Source organism: Brevibacillus migulae (assembly GCF_004521915.1).
Classification (GTDB): domain Bacteria; phylum Bacillota; class Bacilli; order Brevibacillales; family Brevibacillaceae; genus Brevibacillus_F; species Brevibacillus_F migulae.
In genome coordinates, this window is sequence record NZ_SDKD01000006.1 from 244,228 (window position 1) to 262,791 (window position 18,564).

The 18,564-nt window shown below is 53.7% G+C and carries 21 protein-coding genes; 1 reads left to right on the forward strand and 20 read right to left on the reverse strand.

Translation table 11 applies throughout. The annotated features are described in order from the left end of the window. Positions 1 to 30: 30 nt before the first annotated feature. The 20 genes from EIZ37_RS09435 to EIZ37_RS09530 all read right to left on the reverse strand — a co-directional run bounded on the left by EIZ37_RS09435 (position 31) and on the right by EIZ37_RS09530 (position 17,012). Positions 31 to 561 carry a chromate transporter gene (locus tag EIZ37_RS09435; RefSeq protein ID WP_134684341.1) on the reverse strand — a complete coding sequence of 177 codons (531 nt, stop codon included), beginning with the start codon at positions 559 to 561 and terminating at the stop codon, positions 31 to 33. After that, positions 558 to 1,145 (reverse strand): chromate transporter, encoded by a 588-nt coding sequence (locus EIZ37_RS09440; protein ID WP_134684342.1) that lies wholly within the window; start codon positions 1,143 to 1,145, stop codon positions 558 to 560. Before EIZ37_RS09440 ends, EIZ37_RS09435 begins: the two co-directional genes overlap by 4 nt. A 45-nt stretch (positions 1,146 to 1,190) precedes the next feature. After that, on the reverse strand, positions 1,191 to 2,174 hold the full coding sequence (locus EIZ37_RS09445; protein ID WP_134684343.1) for an ABC transporter ATP-binding protein: 984 nt from the start codon (positions 2,172 to 2,174) through the stop codon (positions 1,191 to 1,193). A gap of 1 nt (position 2,175) precedes the next feature. Continuing rightward, positions 2,176 to 3,144 carry an ABC transporter ATP-binding protein gene (locus EIZ37_RS09450; RefSeq protein WP_134684344.1) on the reverse strand — a complete coding sequence of 323 codons (969 nt, stop codon included), beginning with the start codon at positions 3,142 to 3,144 and terminating at the stop codon, positions 2,176 to 2,178. A 17-nt stretch (positions 3,145 to 3,161) separates the two neighbouring features. Continuing rightward, on the reverse strand, positions 3,162 to 3,992 hold the full coding sequence (locus tag EIZ37_RS09455) for an ABC transporter permease (protein ID WP_134684345.1): 831 nt from the start codon (positions 3,990 to 3,992) through the stop codon (positions 3,162 to 3,164). A gap of 6 nt (positions 3,993 to 3,998) precedes the next feature. Next, positions 3,999 to 4,949 (reverse strand): ABC transporter permease, encoded by a 951-nt coding sequence (locus tag EIZ37_RS09460; protein ID WP_134684346.1) that lies wholly within the window; start codon positions 4,947 to 4,949, stop codon positions 3,999 to 4,001. Positions 4,950 to 4,986: 37 nt separating this feature from the next. Beyond that, positions 4,987 to 6,543 (reverse strand): ABC transporter substrate-binding protein, encoded by a 1,557-nt coding sequence (locus EIZ37_RS09465; RefSeq protein ID WP_134684347.1) that lies wholly within the window; start codon positions 6,541 to 6,543, stop codon positions 4,987 to 4,989. Positions 6,544 to 6,610: 67 nt separating this feature from the next. Next, positions 6,611 to 7,087 carry an Lrp/AsnC family transcriptional regulator gene (locus tag EIZ37_RS09470; protein ID WP_134684348.1) on the reverse strand — a complete coding sequence of 159 codons (477 nt, stop codon included), beginning with the start codon at positions 7,085 to 7,087 and terminating at the stop codon, positions 6,611 to 6,613. A 287-nt stretch (positions 7,088 to 7,374) separates the two neighbouring features. Next, a complete protein-coding gene (locus EIZ37_RS09475) occupies positions 7,375 to 7,857 on the reverse strand; it encodes a GyrI-like domain-containing protein (RefSeq protein ID WP_134684349.1) in 483 nt (160 codons plus the stop codon). A 130-nt stretch (positions 7,858 to 7,987) separates the two neighbouring features. Continuing rightward, positions 7,988 to 8,971: an ABC transporter substrate-binding protein gene (locus tag EIZ37_RS09480; RefSeq protein WP_134684350.1), complete on the reverse strand. Its 984-nt coding sequence runs from the start codon at positions 8,969 to 8,971 to the stop codon at positions 7,988 to 7,990. 65 nt (positions 8,972 to 9,036) lie between these two features. Further along, positions 9,037 to 10,029 carry an ABC transporter permease gene (locus tag EIZ37_RS09485; protein WP_134684351.1) on the reverse strand — a complete coding sequence of 331 codons (993 nt, stop codon included), beginning with the start codon at positions 10,027 to 10,029 and terminating at the stop codon, positions 9,037 to 9,039. A 21-nt stretch (positions 10,030 to 10,050) separates the two neighbouring features. Next, complete coding sequence (locus tag EIZ37_RS09490; RefSeq protein WP_407921130.1) at positions 10,051 to 11,553, reverse strand: sugar ABC transporter ATP-binding protein; 1,503 nt, start codon at positions 11,551 to 11,553, stop codon at positions 10,051 to 10,053. A 47-nt stretch (positions 11,554 to 11,600) separates the two neighbouring features. Continuing rightward, positions 11,601 to 12,500: a fumarylacetoacetate hydrolase family protein gene (locus EIZ37_RS09495; RefSeq protein WP_134684353.1), complete on the reverse strand. Its 900-nt coding sequence runs from the start codon at positions 12,498 to 12,500 to the stop codon at positions 11,601 to 11,603. A gap of 15 nt (positions 12,501 to 12,515) precedes the next feature. Then, positions 12,516 to 13,289 (reverse strand): SDR family NAD(P)-dependent oxidoreductase, encoded by a 774-nt coding sequence (locus EIZ37_RS09500; protein WP_134684354.1) that lies wholly within the window; start codon positions 13,287 to 13,289, stop codon positions 12,516 to 12,518. A 14-nt stretch (positions 13,290 to 13,303) separates the two neighbouring features. Beyond that, complete coding sequence (locus tag EIZ37_RS09505; protein WP_134684355.1) at positions 13,304 to 14,461, reverse strand: UxaA family hydrolase; 1,158 nt, start codon at positions 14,459 to 14,461, stop codon at positions 13,304 to 13,306. Next, complete coding sequence (locus tag EIZ37_RS09510) at positions 14,458 to 14,769, reverse strand: UxaA family hydrolase (RefSeq protein WP_134684356.1); 312 nt, start codon at positions 14,767 to 14,769, stop codon at positions 14,458 to 14,460. Before EIZ37_RS09510 ends, EIZ37_RS09505 begins: the two co-directional genes overlap by 4 nt. 19 nt (positions 14,770 to 14,788) lie before the next feature. Beyond that, positions 14,789 to 15,175 (reverse strand): D-ribose pyranase, encoded by a 387-nt coding sequence (gene rbsD / locus EIZ37_RS09515; RefSeq protein ID WP_134684357.1) that lies wholly within the window; start codon positions 15,173 to 15,175, stop codon positions 14,789 to 14,791. After that, positions 15,172 to 15,375 (reverse strand): hypothetical protein, encoded by a 204-nt coding sequence (locus EIZ37_RS09520; protein WP_134684358.1) that lies wholly within the window; start codon positions 15,373 to 15,375, stop codon positions 15,172 to 15,174. Before EIZ37_RS09520 ends, rbsD begins: the two co-directional genes overlap by 4 nt. Positions 15,376 to 15,378: 3 nt before the next feature. Then, positions 15,379 to 16,218 (reverse strand): amidohydrolase family protein, encoded by an 840-nt coding sequence (locus tag EIZ37_RS09525; RefSeq protein WP_235827934.1) that lies wholly within the window; start codon positions 16,216 to 16,218, stop codon positions 15,379 to 15,381. A 14-nt stretch (positions 16,219 to 16,232) separates the two neighbouring features. After that, positions 16,233 to 17,012 carry an SDR family NAD(P)-dependent oxidoreductase gene (locus EIZ37_RS09530; protein ID WP_167568769.1) on the reverse strand — a complete coding sequence of 260 codons (780 nt, stop codon included), beginning with the start codon at positions 17,010 to 17,012 and terminating at the stop codon, positions 16,233 to 16,235. 194 nt (positions 17,013 to 17,206) lie between these two features. Between EIZ37_RS09530 and EIZ37_RS09535 the strand changes: the two genes are divergently transcribed. After that, positions 17,207 to 18,217 (forward strand): LacI family DNA-binding transcriptional regulator, encoded by a 1,011-nt coding sequence (locus tag EIZ37_RS09535; RefSeq protein ID WP_134684360.1) that lies wholly within the window; start codon positions 17,207 to 17,209, stop codon positions 18,215 to 18,217. The last annotated feature ends 347 nt before the right edge of the window (positions 18,218 to 18,564 follow it).

Below are 18,564 nucleotides of genomic sequence, written 5' to 3' on the forward strand. Positions count from 1 at the left end.
ATGAACCTCCTACTGCTATGTTTTTCACGCTTAGCTGACAAAAATGACTCCATAGCACATGGCGCCGGCAATCACGAGCGCTGGATGAATCTTGCGTTTTTCCAAAAAGAAGAAGGCCAAAATTCCCAAAACGAGAGTATGAATGATTCCGATTTGCTCGATCGATCCCATCACGAATTGATAGGAAAGCACACCGCACATGACCGCTACGATCGGACGCACCGACTGGGTCATAGCTTTGACTTGAGGAGCGTTGCGGAAGATGTTCATGAAGCCCAAGAGCAGAATCATCGCGATGGCGGTAGGAGCAATCGTCGCAATCAGTCCGACGATGGCACCTGGAACCCCCGCTACCTCATACCCGACGTATCCGGCCAGCTTGGTGGCAATCGGGCTGGGCAGCGCATTGGCCACAGCCAACATTTCGCCAAACTCCTGATTGGTCATCCACTGGTAATGATCGACAACTTCATTTTGGATAAGCGGGATGCTCGGAGGACCTCCCCCATAGCCCAAAATATTGGAGATAAAGAAAGCCCAGAATATCTGCAGGTAAATCATGCGCTGAGCCCTCCTCCCTTCTGCTCCTTCTTCACCTGTTTGGCTTTCCAGGTCGAATAGATGAATGAGCCAGCCAGTACGATGGCTACCAGAATGCCTGGATGCAGGTCAATGAGCACCAATGCGACAAGCGAGAGAATGATCAACCCGATAAAGCCGGTCTTCTTCTTATCTGCTGCCTTCCAGCCTTTGGTGAGGAACTCATAGGTGAGGACGATCATCATCACACCGATGACCGGCTGAATCGCATCGATCATGCCTTTTACCGCTGCCAGATTCTTCATCTGCGTCAAAAATTGCAGCAATGCGATCATACCGATCACGACCGGGATGGATACAGCGATAATCGCAATGGTTGCACCCAGCCATCCTTTCACTTGATAGCCGACATAGGCAGCCATCTTTGTTGCGATGGGGCCAGGCAGCGCATTGCCCAGCGCGTAGTAATCGGCAAACTCCTCATCCGACACCCATTTATACTTTTTGACGGCCTCCGCATGAACCAGTGGAATCATGGTAGGTCCGCCGCCGTATCCGAATATACCGATCCGAAAGAATGCGAGAAATAACTGCCAATAAATCATGTTGTAACCTCCTTGCTGCAAATCGCGGCAATTTGCCCGATTTGATTAGACCGTGCTGAGCACCTCTTTGTAGTGATGGCAGGAAACCATATGCCCTTCGCCAACCTCCTGCAATTGCGGTGCAGTCGTCTTGCAGGCTTCCGTCGCATAGCGGCAGCGCGGGTGAAAGGTGCAGCCGCTAGGAGGATTCGCCGGGCTTGGCAAGTCGCCTGTCAAAATGATGCGCTCCCGCTTCGCCTTCGGATTCGCTTTGGGAACAGCCGAGAGCAATGCCTGCGTATAAGGATGGCTCGGGTTTTCAAACAGCTTCCGTTTGTCGGCAATCTCGACGATCCGACCCAGATACATCACTGCGACCCGATCGCACAAGTGCTTGACGACAGACAAGTCATGGGAGATAAACAGCAGGGTCAAATCAAATTCCTTTTTCAAATCTTTCAACAGATTTAAAATTTGCGACTGAATCGATACGTCCAGGGCGGATACCGGTTCGTCCGCGATGATCAGCTTCGGCTTCAGCACCAATGCGCGGGCAATGCCGATCCGCTGGCGCTGACCGCCGGAAAAATCATGCGGGTGACGATCCAGATGCTCTTTTTGCAGACCGACGACTTCGATGATCTCCTCGATCGTTTTCAGCCGTTCCTTGCTCGTCCCGATCCCGTGCACTTCCAATGATTCCAGCAAAATTTGCTTGATGGTTTTGCGCGGGTTGAGCGACGCGTATGGATCCTGAAACACCATTTGAATATCTTTGCGCATTTGACGCATTTCTTCTTTTTTCAGCTTCGCCAGATCCTTGCCGTTGAACAAGACCTCTCCTGCCGTCGGCTCGACCAATCGGAGGATGGTGCGGCCGGTTGTCGACTTGCCGCAGCCTGATTCACCCACGATGCCCACGGTCTCACCGGGATAGACGGTCAAATCGATTCCGTCCACCGCGCGCACATGACCGACCACCTTGCGAAAGGCCCCGGAATGAATCGGGAAGTGCTGCTTCAATCCTCTTACCTGCAACAATGGTTCCATCTTATTCCTCCCCTTTCGCATACAGCCAGCAGCGGCATTTCTGTGCACCGAGCTCCATCAGCTCCGGCGCTTGTTCATGGCAGATCGGCATCACCTTGCTGCAACGCGGCGCAAAACGGCAGCCGGACGGCATCTGGTGCGCCAACGGTACGGAACCTGGAATTGTCTCCAGATATTCAAGCTCCTCATCCAGCTCGGGAATTGAATTCATCAACCCGATGGTATAGGGATGCTTTGGATCTTCAAACAAGGTTTCTACGTCTGCTTCCTCGACCACTTGTCCGGCATACATGACGATCACGCGGTCACACATCTCGGCCACGACACCCAGATCGTGCGTAATCAGCATGATGGACGTGCCCGTACGCTCTTTTACCTCTTGCATCAGCTCGAGAATTTGCGCCTGAATGGTCACATCCAGCGCCGTAGTCGGTTCGTCCGCGATAATCAGCTTCGGATCACAGGCCATCGCCATTGCGATCATGACCCGCTGACGCATGCCTCCCGACAGCTGATGGGGAAATTCGCCGTAAATTTCCTCGGGACGCGGCATCCCTACCGCCTTCAGCATCTCGATGGCGCGCTTTTTCGCATCCTCCTTGGACACGCTGCGATGCAGCAACACCGCTTCCTCAATCTGTTTGCCCACCGTATGCAGCGGATTCAACGATGTCATCGGTTCCTGGAAAATCATCGCGATTTCATTTCCGCGCACCGACTGCATCTGTTTTTCCGACAGAGCCAGCAAATCTTTCCCTTCAAAGAGAATGTGACCCTCCGACGAGCCGTTTTGTGGAAGCAGCCGCATGATGGAGAGACTGGTCACACTTTTTCCGCAGCCGGATTCGCCCACCACGCCAAGCGTCTCGCCCTGACGGATGGAAAAATCCACCCCGTCGACGACTGCCACTTTTCCGCGGTCGTTTTTGAATCGCGTTCTGAGCTGTTTCACTTCTAAGATGGCACTCATTCCACTTCCACTCCCTTCTACTTCCTCGTTTTCGGATCTAAAAATTGCTGGAGCCCATCCCCTAATAAGTTAAAGCCAAGCACGACGACGAAGATCGCCAAGCCGGGATAATATGTGGCATACGGTGCTACGGACATCAACGTTTGCGCCTGGTTCAACATGCTGCCCCAGGATGGTGTCGGCGGTTGGACACCGAGACCCAGATAGGAAAGGGAAGCCTCTGCCAGGATCCCCGTCGCCATCGCCAAGGTGGATTGGATGATGATCGGTCCCATTGCATTTGGCAGGATATGGCCGAAAATGATGCGCATGTCTTTCACCCCGACAGATTTGGCCGCGTGCACATACTCCATGTTGCGCAGCGTCAGCACCTGACCGCGGGTAATCCGGACAAACGCGGGGGCAAAGCCGATTCCGATCGCCAGCATCGCGTTGCCAAAGCCGCTGCCCAGCACAGCCGAGATCGCCAACGCCAAAATGAGAAACGGAAACGCCTGCAATGCATCGATCACGCGCATGACCACCCATTCATCCCAGAAGCCGCGGTAGTAGCCGGTGAACAACCCGATCGGAATCCCGATCAGCATGGCGATGCCGACGGAAATGATCGCTGCTTTGATCGATACCTGAGCCCCATAGACGACCCGGGAGAAAATATCCCGTCCGAGGTCATCCGTACCGAAGTAATGCTCGGCATTCGGTTCTTGCAGGATCTTTTCGTAATTCTGAGCATTCGGATCATACGGAGCGATGACCGGGGCCAAGGCCGCCGTAAGCACCAGTGCCAAAATGATGATCGCCCCGATGAGACCCAAGCCTGTGCGGAAAAATTTCAGAACAGATTTCATATCACCTTACGCCCCCTTACCCGCTTTGATGCGCGGATCGATCACCGCATAAAGCAAATCAACAAGTAAGTTGACAACGACGACGAGCAATGCCGACACGAGAATGGCTCCTTGCACCGTCACATAATCACGCTTGAAGACGGATTCCACGATCAGACGACCGAAGCCCGGAATCGAAAAGATCGATTCGGTGATGACCAGACCGCCGAGCAGACCCGCAATCATCAGGCCAGAGGTCGTGACAACCGGGATCATCGCGTTGCGTAGCACATGCCCCAGCACCGTTTTTACCTCGTTCAGCCCTTTTGCTTTGGCAGTGCGGACAAAGTCCATGTTGATCACTTCCAACAGGGAGGAGCGCAGCATCCGCATCAGTACGGCGGATTCCCGCAGACCCGTTGCCAGACAGGGAAGGATCATCGCCATCAGATTGGCCTTCGGATCTTCCGAAAACGGAACATAGCCGGAGGAAGGCAGCCAGTTGTTTTCTACGGTAAAATAGATGATCACCATCATGGCCAGCCAGAAATTCGGAATGCTCATGCCGCCGAGTGCAGCGAAAGAGCTGGTATAATCCACCCACGTGTTGCGGCGCACCGCTGCCAAGATCCCCGCAGGCAGTGCGATCACCAAGGCAAACACAAATGTCCCGATGGTAAGCTCAATCGTGGCAGGCAGCCTTTGCGAGATCAAATCAATGACGGGCACATGGTCGGTAATCGACATGCCCAAATCTCCGCTTAACACTTTTCCCATCCAGCTGAAATACTGCTCGACGATGGGCTTATCCAATCCAAGCTCTGTGCGCAGCGCCTGGTAGGCTTCCGGTGTCGCCTCTTGTCCCAAGATGACCCGGGCAGGATCGCCCGGGATCATATGAATTAAGGAAAATGTCATGATCGACACCAGGATAAGAATCGGAATCGTTAAGAGCAGACGTTTGACGATAAACATCATAGTTCCATCTCTCCCAGTGTGTTAGTAGTCATGCTGATTACTGCTTGTCGACTTTAGCCACGCGAATGATGCCGTCTGGTACATACGTAAAGCCCGTCACCTTTTTCGACACACCGAACTTGTCGTAGTTGTGGTAGATGTAGCTGTAGCCTGCGTTTTCATGCAAGATTTCCATCGCTTTGGTGTACAGCTCTTTGCGTTTTGCTTCATCCTGCTCGGTACGCGCTTGGTTCATCACTTCATCGAGTTCTGGTACAGAGATGTTTGCATTGTTGTTCGGCATGTCCGTTACCACGAAGTCATAGAAGTTTGGATCTGGATCAACACGGCCGGACCAGCCCAATTGCAGCGCTTCGAAGTTGCCGCTGTCGCCGTTTTCCAGCATTGTGCCGTATTCGACTTTTTCCAGCTCTACATTGATGTTGTACTGCTTCAACATGTTTTGGATCACAGCACCGAATTGTTCGTTGGCTGGCGTAGTAGAGATTTGCAACTTGAAGCTGAAGCCGCCTGGTTTACCACCTTTGGCCAAAAGGTCCTTGATGACCGCAGGATCTGGTTTTGGTGCCTTGTCAATCGCCTCGCTGTACGCCATGCTTCCTGGCGCAAAGGGAGACCACGCTGGCGAACCATAGCCATCGAAGAGCACTTTCACGACTGCTTCGCGGTCAATCGCTCGGTCCACCGCTTGCCGCAGATACTGGTTGGTGAACGGCTCTTTTGTATTGTTCAGGTAAATTCCTTGGTAGCCCATGTTTGCCTCGGTGATTGCCGTAAGCTTTTCATCCTTTTGAACGGTTGGGATTTCTTTCACCGGAATCTCGTCAATGATGTCTACCATGCCGGAGCGGAGATTCTGCACCGCTGCAGAGGTATTGGTGAAGACTTTATACGTGACCTCGTCCAGCTTCACTTCGCCGTTCCAGTAGTTCGGATTCTTTTTCAGGGTGATGTGGTCGCCTTTTACATGCTCCACATAGGCGAATGGCCCTGTACCTACTGGGTGGTTCAGGTAATCATCCCCGTATTTTTTCGCCGCTTCCGGAGAAACCATCATACCTGCACGGTCAGTCAGCACGGAGATAAAGGGCGCGAATGCTGATTTCAGCGTGACTACCACGGTCTTTGCATCAGGGGTTTCGACTTTCTCGATGAGCTTCAGTTCCCCTCTGCGTTTCGATTTTTCACCCAGGCTGCGTTCAAAGTTGAATTTGACCGCTTCCGCATTGAAATCCGTGCCATCCTGGAATTTGATGCCTTCCTTCAGGGTGAAGGTGTAGATTTTCCCGTCCTCGGACACCTTGTATTCGTTCACCAGCATCGGCACGATCTTGCCATCTGGAGAAATGTCGAACAGTTTGTCATAGATGCTGTTTTGCACCTGACGATCGTACAAAGAGGTCGATACCATCGGATCCATGCTTGGCGGGTCAGCTTTCAAACCGATGTTCAGAACCTTCTTGCCTGCCGGAGCTGCCTGTGTATTACCTGCCGGATCGGCAGCGGATTGCCCTCCTCCGCCACAGCCTGCTAGCGCGACTACGCTGCCCAGCACTAAAGCAGCGAGTAATTTGTGAGCTTTGCTTGAAAACATATGCGATCCCCTCTTCTCTCTTTGATGGTATTATTTTCTAACTATTTGAAGCAGCCCGAAGGCAGTTTCAACGGATGAATTTGAGCTTAGACTTGAGCACTTTCAGCTCCATGATGACGTTGGTGCGCGTAATGCCATCGATTTTGTTCAGCTTGTCCATGATGAAGCTGGACAGCTCTTCCTGGTTGCGGGTAAATACTTGGGTCATCAGCTGATATTCGCCTGAGGTGAGTACAATCAATCGGACTTCCGGAATCTCCTGCAATTCAGCGACAACATCATCCAGCTTCGTGTTGGACACCGCGATAAAAATGATCGTTTCCACCCGGATGCCCGCTTTTATCGGATTGACTACTCCGACCAGGCTGAGCATGCCGTCATCCTGCATTTGCTGGACGCGCAGGCGAACCGTTTTCTCGGTTACGCCCAGTTCCTTGGCAATCTGCGTAAACGGAATGCGGGCATTGTCCTGGAGGAAACTGACGATTTGGTAATCGAGATCATCCAGCTCGGAGTAGAGCGATCGTTGGAACGCATTTTCCATAATTTTTCACACCTCATTTCGTACCATTATAGTAATTTGAGTCCTAATTATGACTGATTGATGATTAATGACTTCCGTTTTACGTACCATTTTTCGATTTATAGGTCGAATTTTGTAATTTTTCTTATAATATTCCATGATACAGAAATAATCAATTCTTTTTTTCAAAAAGTTTGTCAATTCACACTATTCACGTGATACATATTCCTTGTAACACGATGCATAAACATGCAAAAACAGGACGCTGTCCCTTGACGGGTTGCGTCCTGTTTTCCTCCGGTATGAACTTACTCTACGGCAATAAAGATCTCCACGACCGCTTGCTGCGGGTCAAAGCTGCGGGCATCATACCGTTCAAAATCGCCGCTAAAGGTCCGCCGCAGCTTTCCTGTCGCACTCCACTCCCAGATCTGCATCCAGGCTTCCGGAACCACCTCACTGACAGGTCCTTGACGGGTAGTGATCACGGCATACTTGGCGGCGGGAAGCTCTACTCTTGCCAATCCTGCCGGAATCCCGTCCCTTTTTTCCGACTCATGCCCGATGAGCACCGTGTACTCCCCCGCTGCTCCATTCTCATAATGGCTGTAAAGCGTATACATCCAATGAGGATGGACGATTTCCGGAATTTTTCCGGTGATTTGCTCCGAAAAGAATGCTCCCCACAAGGCTGGGATGCTTCCTTGCCCAGACGACTCCTGCTGATTCGTCGTGCGGGCACTGATTCCGATCAGGTTCAAGCTGTCTTTGTTGATGGTGATGAGCTCCATACGCGACTGCCCCTTTCCTTTGCTTACTGACTAGAGCGTACCATAGGAAAGTTGACAACAGCCTGTCAGGTTATCCAAAAAAGAAAAGCCACCTCTGCCAGTGACTTTAGCAGGGCAGCCATTCCGAAATTTACTGATACAGAACCGCCTGAATTTCGGGTTGGTCGATGTTCGTTTTATCGTACCAGTAAAAACCGGTATCAATACTTTTCTCTACCTTCTCCCCTTTGATCGCGGCAACGGCCGCTTTCACTGTCTCATAACCGATGCCCACAGGGTTTTGCGTGATCGCGCCCGCCATCTTGCCGCTCTTGATCGCTTCGATTTGCTGCTTGCCCGAGTCAAAGCCGATCACGACCAGCTTTCCATCCATCTTCATTTCCGTCACGGCATTGACCACACCGATCGCAGCGCCTTCATTGGAGCCGAACAAGCCTTTTAGATTCGGATGGGCCTGCATGATGGTTTTGGCCAAGTCGGTCGCTTTCAGAGGGTCGCCGCTGTACTGGATATCCACGATCTTGATATTCGGGTATTTCTCTTTGATCTGGTTCACGAAGCCATCCCGACGATCCGTACCCGTCTTGCTCGTCTGATCATGGACGACCATGGCGATTTCCCCTTCGCTGCCGATCAACTCGGCCATCTTGTCTGCTGCCAGTGCGGAGGCCTTCTGATTATCCGTGGCTGCGGTCGCTAGCGGGATGTCGCTGTCCACACCGGAGTCAAACGCGATGACCGGGATGTTTTTTTCCTTGGCTTTTTGCAGGAGCGGAATGGCCGCCTGGCTGTCGAGTGCGGCAAATCCGATCGCCTTCGCATTTTTATCCAAGGCCGCTTGCAGCATCTCGATCTGTTTGTCCACCTGCTCTTCCGTCTCCGGCCCCTCGAAGCTGATTTCCACGTTAAGCTCCGCCGCCGCTTTCTCCGCTCCTGACTTCACGGCTTGCCAGAATTGGTGCTGGAAGCCTTTTGAAATGATCGGAATGTACGCCTTCCCGTCTGTTCCCGCTATGCTTGATTGACCAGATGATGATTGCTGTGCCGAGCCACAAGCGCCCAGGATGGTTGCGGACAGGAGCGTAACCGCCACAAGACCCATGAACTTTTTCATCCTTGATCTCCCCTTTTTTTACGAGTGGTATATTCGCGCCGCCTTGGAGCAAATGGTCGATCCTCTCACTTCCGGCGGCGTAAAATATCGGTGTAAACCGCACACAGGATGACCACACCCACTACTACGGTCTGCCACTCCTGCGGTACAGACAAGATCCGCAAGCCATTGGTCAAGACGCTCATGATCAGCGCACCGATGACTGTCCCTAAAATCGTTCCTTTTCCGCCGCTCAAGGAGGTGCCGCCAATCACGACTGCCGCGATCGCCTCCAGCTCATAGCCCATGCCGAGCGCAGGTTGTGCGGAATTCAAGCGCGAGGCCATCAGGATGCCGGCGATGCCGCTGAACACACCGGTAATGGTGTAGATGACCATCTTCCAGAAATCCACATTCACCCCGGAAAGGCGCGTCGCTTCCTCATTGCTCCCGATCGCGAAGTTATAGCGCCCCACAATCGTTTTGGACAACAGGATGCTGGCCAGGATCGCCAGGACGAACAAAATCAGGACCGCATTGGGAATTTCCAGGCCTGGAATGACCGCGTTCAGGATCGAGCCCATCGCCACTTCGGAAAATTCCGGCGTGTCGAGAAAATAGATCGGCTTTGTTCCGGAGATCACGAGTGAGAGTCCCTTGGTGATCATCATCATCGCCAAAGTGGCGATAAACGGCGGAATTTTCATCTTGGCGATCGCAACCCCGCTGATCAACCCGCACAATGCCCCTGCCAGTATCCCGCCGACAATGCCTACCGGGATCGGCAGCCCCCAGGAGGTGATGACCGTGCCTGTCATGACGGCCGAAAAGGTCATGACCGTCCCGACAGATAGATCGATGCCGCCTGTGATGATCACAAATGTTGCTCCAAGTGCGAGCACGCCGATCACGGCCGTCGAGAGCAGGATCCCTACCAGATTGGAAAATTGAAAGAAATTGCTTGATAGCAAGGAAAATACGAGGATAAGCACGATTAAGCTGGCAAACGCCAACAGCTGCTGCAGCATCCCGGATGATCGCGGCTGCCTTTTTTCCGTTTCGTTTACAACAACATTCATCCCGATTCACACCCCCCTGATCTACGTACCGGTCCGCATCGTGGCATACGTCATGATGGCTTCCTGTGTGGCGGTTTCATGGGTCAGCTCACCCGTGATCCTGCCCTCACACATGACGAGGATGCGGTGGCTCATCCGCAGGATCTCGGGCAGCTCTGAAGAAATCATGATGATCGATTTCCCCTGCTGGGCCAATTCGTTCAGGAGCCGGTAGATCTCGGTCTTCGCTCCTACATCGATCCCCCGCGTCGGTTCGTCAAAAATCAGAATGTCACAATCACGAATCAGCCATTTCGCGATCACCACTTTTTGCTGATTGCCGCCAGACAAAAATTTGACCTGCTGGTGAATGCTCGGCGTTTTCACCTGCAGCGCTTCTGTCACCTGCTTGGCGGTCTGCTCGGCAAGTGCATCATTCATCACACCGGCCCACCTGCGAAATTGCGGGAGCGAGGGCATCACGGCATTGGTCTTGACATCCATCTCGACCATCAGCCCAAATTGCTTGCGGTCCTCCGATAGATAGCCAATCCCGTGCTTGACCGCATCATGCGGACTTTTGATGGTGGCGGGCTTGCCGTGGATGTACAGCTCACCCGCGTCGATGGGGTCTGCGCCAAAAATGGCCCGCGCCAGCTCCGTGCGTCCCGCTCCCATCAGTCCGGATATGCCCAAGATTTCCCCTTTTTTGAGTTGAAACGAAATGTGCTTGAGCACCTTGCCCCTGTTCAGATTTCGCACCTCCAGCACGGTCTCGCTGCTGACCTGCTGGATCATCGGCCTTGCCTGCGCATCAATCTCGCGGCCCACCATTTTCGCGATGATCTGCTCGATCGTGACTTCCCTTGTCCGAAGCGTATCGATGTAGCAGCCATCGCGCATGATCGTCAGCCGATCGGTGATGCGCTTGAGCTCTTCCATCCGATGCGAAATATAAACGATGCCCACGCCTCTTTCCCGCAGCTGTCCGATGATGCGGAACAAGTCCTCAATTTCATTGTCGGTCAAGGCCGCTGTCGGCTCATCCATGATAAGGACCTTTGAGTCGAATGAGAGCGCTTTCGCGATTTCCACCATCTGTTGCTTGGCGACCGTCAAATCGGCCACCTTTTCCCGCGGGTCGAGCTGGAGGTTCATCCGCTCCAGCAGCTCCCGCACCATCTGATTCATCCGTTTTTCATCTACAAACAAGGGAAATGCCCGGCGAGGTTCTCTGCCAATGAAGATGTTCTGGGCAACTGTGAGGTCGGGCATCAGATTCAGCTCCTGGTGGATCATGCTGATGCCGAGGTCTTGAGCTGCTTTGGTATGAGGGATTTGCACCTCTTTTCCACTGAAGTAGATATGGCCCGCATCTTTTTGATACACACCGGTCAGCACTTTCATCAAGGTGGACTTGCCCGCTCCGTTTTCTCCGACAAGCGCATGGACTTCACCCGGCAGCAGCTCAAACCTACATTGATTCAGCGCGTGCACACCCGGAAACACCTTTTCGATTCCTTCCATCGCAATCAGTGCCTGCATCTCTTTCATCGCTTCCCCCTCTCCGCCTTCCCCTTTCTTGCCAACGCTTAGGTGAGCTGCTCGTTCACAAAGCGGTTGGTCAGTCTGCCCAAGCCATCGATCTCAATGGTCACTTCGTCGCCTTCCTTCAGCCACACCTGCTTTTCCTCGGGATAGCCCAGGATCACGCCTTCCGGAGTCCCGGTCATAATGATGTCGCCCGGCTCCAAAGTCATGTGCTTGGAAATATAGCTGACGATCTCATCGCAATGGAAGATCATATCCGCCGTGTTGGAATCCTGTCTGAGCTCTCCATTCACGTAAGCGCGGATGCCAAGTTGATTGGGATTGCCGACCTCGTCTGCCGTCACCAGATACGGCCCCAATGGACTGAAGCCGTCGCACGATTTGCCCAGCAGCCACTGCGGCGTGCGCATTTGCAGATCACGCGCGGAAAGGTCATTGACGTTGCAGTAGCCAAACACATGGTCCAGCGCCGCTTCTTTGGCCACATGCTTCGCCTTTTTCCCGATCACGATGACGAGCTCGGCTTCATAATCGACTTTCTCGGAGGTAACCGGCAGCTCGATCACATCATTGTGCGCGGAAACGGTATTGGCGAACTTGTTGAACAAGATCGGGTACTGCGGGATCGGCATCTTGGATTCCTCGGCGTGCTTTCTGTAATTCAACCCGATGCAGATGATCTTGCCCGGCCGCGGCACGCAAGGTCCCAGCTTGACTTGCTCCTCCTCGTGAAACAGATGGTCTTTTCCGACCGCTTCCAGCAGCAATGCTTCTACCCGCGGCAGTGTCGTCTCTGCTGTCTCGATCCAGCTGTGGACGGTCTCCGCAATATCCTCAAAGCCCGGTATGTCTTGTTTGGCTTGAGCCACATCCAAGATGCCCGCCTCTGTTTTGACTCCTACCTGCAGCTTTTCTTCTCTGTAAAAGGTGACGATTTTCATTTCTCTCTCCACTCCCTATGCCATTTTTCCAAACACAGCGCCGCCATCGATATACAGCGGCGAGCCCATCATAAAGCTAGAATCGTCTGAGGCGAGGAACAGCGCCGCTTTGGCCACATCCTCCGGCCGGCCCAAGTCTCCGCTTAACTGCCGCTTGCGGAGCTGATTCAGCGCTTCCTCCGGGTCGTCATACGACTTGCGCAAATAATCCTCCACAAAAGGCGTCAAAATGGTGCCCGGCAAGAGCGCATTAACCCGGATCTGGTACGGCGCATAGTCAACCTGCATCGATTTCGTCAGGGCCAGCACCGCTCCCTTTGTCGCGGAGTAGACCGCTCTTTTCATCAAGCCGATTTCCGCGATGCAGGAGGACATGTTGATGATGCTGCCTTGCCTGCGCTCCATCATGTGGGGCAGCACCGATTTGCTGGGGAGAAATACTCCCTTGATATTCACATTGACCACTTTGTCCCACAGCTCTTCACTTGTCTCGTGCAGCGCACCGACTCCCGAGATGCCGGCATTGTTGAACAGCACATCGATTTGCCCGCACTGCTCCAGCGCTTGTTGTACCATCCGCTCCACCTGGGCGGCGTCGGTCACATCCGCTTGAAGGAAAAGAGCCTCGCCGCCGCTTTCCCCGATTTCCCGAACCGTCTCCTTGCCCGCTTCCTCCTGCCGATCATTGACGATCACCCGCGCCCCTTCCTGGGCAAACAGCAAGGCGGTGCTTTTCCCGATCCCCGAGCCGGCGCCGGTGATGAGCGCCACTTTCCCCTGCAACCTCATTTTGCTCACTCCCCCTATAGGCTGATGCCAATCCTATTAATGCTGAATTCCTGATGACCGAGAATTTCCGCCTTTGTCAGCTTGCCGGAAGCCACCTCGATGATCTCCTGCAAAATTTTGTGGCCTGCCTGATCGAGCGTTTCTTTGCCCTTCAGTATCGGGCTCACATCGACGTCGATGTTATCTTCCATCTTTTTCGCCACGAATTCATTCCCCGTGATTTTCACCACCGGCACGATCGGATTGCCCGTCGGCGTGCCCCGCCCCGTCGTAAAGCAGACCAATTGAATCCCTGCCGCCGCCATTCCGGATACGCACTCGATGTCATTGCCGGGTGAATCCATGAAATAAAAACCGCCTTGCGGAACGGGCTCCGCATAGCCGAATACCCCTTGGAGCGGCTTCGTTCCCGCCTTGCTGATGCAGCCCAGCGATTTTTCCTCAATGCTGGACAGGCCCCCTTCGATATTCCCCGGACTGGGATTGCCTCCCCGCATATCGACGCCCATCCGTGCCATTTCCTGCTCGTAGCGCTCTACGGCTGCATAGATCTGACGGCTGACCTCCGCATTGACCCCGCGAGCCGCCACCAGATGCTCCGCTCCGATAATTTCCGGCGTTTCACTCATCACGATGGTACCGCCGGCCTCCAGGATCTGGTCGGCCGCCCTCCCGAGAGCCGGGTTGCTGCACAGGCCGGAGGTGGCATCCGATCCGCCGCATTTGACGCCAACGGCAATTTCGGACAGCGATGTTTCCGTTATCGGCGTCTGCTCGATGTCCGCCAGCAATTTTCGCGCCAGTTCCAGCCCTTTGGTAATCGCTTTTACCGATCCGCCGACATCCTGAATATCCATCCAGATGACCGGCTTCCCCGTTTCCTCGATTTCCCGCTTGATCCGTCTCGGGTCCATGACTTCGCAGCCGAGACTGACGATGAGCACTCCGCCCACATTCGGATTTTTGCCCATCCCGACCAAGGTCTTATGGGTCTGCTCCTTGTCTGCTCCCACCTGACTGCAGCCATGCTGATGAGGAATGGCGACAGCTCTCGGGACCTGCTGGGCAATCCGGTTCACTACCTGGTTGGCGCACACGACCGTTGGGAGAAGCAGCAGATGGTTGCGGATGCCGAATGCTCCGTTTGCCCGGCGATAGCCTTTTATCTTCACGCCCGATCTCCCCTTCCCCGTATGCCTTCCAGATTATGTACGTGCACATGCTCGCCCGCCTGAATATCCACGCTGGCCATCCCGATCGATTCCCCGTATTTGTAGATGTGTTCGCCAGCCTGGATGGACCGGATGGCGATCTTGTGCCCAAACGGCGTATCCTGTCTGATGAGAACGGTGTGAGGCTGCCCCTGCACGTCTATGATCAATTCCTCTCCGGCCTGAACAGGTCTGATCAATGTACAGACATTGTCTTTTTCGTGCATCACGATCGCCGGGCTTTCCCGATCAAACGTTTCCAAAGCCATCGCAATCCCCCGCTTTCCCTTATCCTGAGACAACGATCAGATTGGCGTAAGGGCATGTATCCGCCGTCTTGACCGCGCCCTGTGCCTCTGTGGTCAATTCCTTGAAATCCAGATGGCTGATGCGCTCAATCCGCACTCCCGGGTACCGCTTCGTCAGCTCCTGCAGCCGCTCCAGACTGACCTCTGCCATCTCATGGGTGACGATGATCCGATCGATTATCATTTCCTGCTCCAAGACTGCCAGCACCTGGAGAATGGTAGGAATGTCGTCCGTCAGCCCCAGATTGATCCGCGGCACATGCCGGGGCAGTGGATACCCCTTGTCAGCCAGCACCACGTAGTCCGTGTGACCGAGGCTTGCAACCATCTGGGACAGCTCGGGATGCAGTATTCCGGACTTTTTCACGTGCTCTCCTCCAATCCCAGCTGCGTGTAGACTTCGTGACGCTGCTCCTGGGTGATGCGGGTTTTCAGATCTGGGCAGGGGCGTTTGAAATAAAAACGCAGCTTGCCTTCACGCTCCAAAACAGTCACCAATTCCCACCCCTGTTCACCCAAAGCGGACAGCCTCGCTTCGTTTTCCTCGATGACATATTGCCATTTCATCCTTCATTTCCCCTTCAGCTTGTAAAAACGGATGGCATTTCCTCCAAAAATCGCTTCTCTTTCCGCTTCCGTCAGTGCCGCCGGGAGCGCTTGCTGCAACGCCTCGAACACCTCACCATAGCTGCCGGCAAGCAAGCATACCGGCCAATCGCTGCCGTAGAGAGTCCGATCTGCTCCAAACACCTCGATGACGTGTTGGACGTATGGCGCCAGATCGGCTACCGTCCAATGCTGATGGTCTGCTTCCGTTACCAGACCGGACAGCTTGCACAAGATCCTCTCATGTGCGGCGATATCGGCCAGCAATTCTTTCCATGGTTCCAGCAATCCTTTCGCGATCGGAGGTTTGGCCGCATGATCAATGACACCCCGGAGGCTTGGAAACGACTGCAGCAGCTCCTTGATGTACGGAAGATGACGGGGAAACACGAGCAGATCGAGCGGAAAATCGGCTTGGACAAGCAGCTCTACATGCTTCATGACCTGCGGCCGCAGGATCCAGCGATCATCCTCAAGATCCTGGAGCATCGGACGAAGCCCCACAAACCCGGGATGCTCCCGATAGCGGGCAAACTCCTCCGGAAATGAAAGCGATTCCATATCAAGCCAGCCGACTACGCCTGCGATAAAGGGAGTCTCCTCATACAATCGCAGCAAAAAATCCGTCTCCTCCCGAGTCGGAGCCGCCTGTACCAAAATCGTCTGCTGAATCTGCCGCTCCTGGAGATGCGGGGCGAGATCCCCCGGCAAATAATCCCGATACAGCACCCCCAAGTCTGGAGTAAGCCAACCGTAGTCGCCTCTGCTGATTTGCCAAAAGTGCTGATGAGCATCTACCCGCAAACCGATCCCCCTCCCTATTGAGCTGTGAAACCGCCATCCACCGGCAGTGCAACCCCCGTGATAAACGAGGCATCCTCCGAACAGAGAAACAGCGCCGCCCGCGCACATTCATCCGCGGTGCCCAATCGTCCCAAAGGCTGAGCCTGCTCATTCCACTGGCGAAACTGGACCGGGTCCGGCGCTTGGCTGATAGCATAATCGAGCAGCGGTGTATCGATAATCCCCGGACACATCGCGTTGGCACGGATTCCATAAGGGGCATAATCGAGCGCCACAGCCTGCATCATGCTGATCAATGCCCCCTTGGTCGTGCAGTAGATGGCCGAATCGCGCTGAGCCACGATCCCCGTCTTCGAAGAGGTGGTCAGAATCACCCCCGAACGCTGATTGATCATGGCAGGCAGCGCATGCTTGCAGCACCAGAACACACTGCTCACATTCACATCCATGAGCTGCCGATAATCGTCATTCGTTGTCTCGTGCAGCACTTTCGGGACCGTAATCCCGATATTGTTAAACAGAATATCGATCCTGCCCCACGACTGAAGAGCTGTATCAATCACCCGCATGCACTCCTCCTCGCTTGCAAGATCTGCCACAACGGGGATCACTTCATATCCTTGATTCGCAAGCTGGGTGGTCAATTCCTGAAGAGCCTCCTGTTTGCGATCCGCCGCGATGACTTTTGCCCCTTCCCGCGCAAACAGCTCCACCGACGCTTTCCCGATCCCGGATCCCCCGCCTGTGATGACTGCAACCTGGTTGCGAAGCTTGCCAACTTCCGCTGTTGCCAAACAGGTACACCTCCACTTTTTGCCATATGTTATCGCTAACACAAAACTATCATGTTTCAGATAATTCCGTCAATATTGTTCTTTCGACATCATTCTTATTTCGAAATTCTATCTGGATTTTTTATTTTCCAACAATCAAAAATATTATGTTAGTATTAACATTACAGCACCACCTGATTGGTAGGAGGATCGGCATGTCCAATATTAACGAAGTCGCGAAAAGAGCCAAGGTATCACCGATGACTGTCTCCCGGGTGCTCAACCAGTCTGGCTACGTCAAGGAAGAGACCAGACAACGGGTACTGGCCGTCATGGAGGAAATGAATTACGTCCCCAATCAACTGGCTCGCAGTCTCGTGAAGCAAAAATCGATGACGCTTGCCTTGATTGTTCCTGATATCACGAACCCCTTCTTCACCACCGTTGCCCGTGGCACAGAAGACATGGCCCGGAAAAGCGGCTATCGCGTCATTTTTTGCAACAGCGACGACGATTTCCTCAAGGAGCAGGAGTACACGGAGATGTGCTTGCTGCTGCGGGTCGATGGAATCATTATGGCCGCTTCCGGCGACCGCTCGAAGGCGAATTTGGAGCGTTTGAAAAAGTTCAACATTCCGCTCGTCTGCATTGACCGGGAAGTAAAAGGGATTGATACCGATCTCATCGTCGGAGACAGTCTGGCTGGAGCGCGCGCGCTGACACAGCATCTGATTGATCTGGGGCATCGCCACATCGCCATGGTTACTGGCCCGCTCTCCATCTCTACGAGCCGCGAGCGGCTTCAGGGCTATAAAGAGACGCTGCGGCAAAACGGGATTGATTATCGTGACGATTATGTAAAGGAAGCGTCGTATAATCAACAGACCAGCGGCCAGTATCTCGATGACCTGCTCGCCTCCACTCCCCGGCCTACTGCTATTTTTACCGCCAATAACTTCGTCGCGGCACAGGTCGTCCGTGGTTTGCGGGAGAGGCAGATCCGGGTGCCCGAAGATCTCGCGATTGTGACCTTCGACGAGATGGAGCCGTATTGTGCCGTTGCGGAGCCGTTATTAACCTCTGCGCTGCAGCATGCTTACAATTTTGGCTCACTCGCTGTTCAGCTGCTGATGGAACGGATTGATGGCGTGCCCATTGCCCAGCCCCGGCGGATCGTGTTGAATCCGGATATTGTGATTCGGCGTTCTTCTGGGGAGAAGCTTTGAGTTGGTTTGGTTTGTGCAAACATGGTGGTGGGGGAAGGGAAGAACGGGCGTGGCTGCGCAGTTGCCACACCCTCGAGGGAGTAGGGACTGTCCGGCTCCGCTTGCAAAAACGGTACGTCGCGCAAAAGTTTCAGGAAGCAACTTCAACGTCGAGGTTGCACGACAAGCATGTCCCGTTTTTCCAAGCTCCACCTCGGCAGGTGTGACAAAAACTCCGCCCCGTCCCGTTCTTCCCTTCCTCACGTGGCTATTGATTATAAGCACAAATAGACTGATTTGTTGGGTTGAGGCATGCAATAAGCAAAAAAGAGGGTGTCCCAAAAGTAAACTCTGGAACACCTTCATCA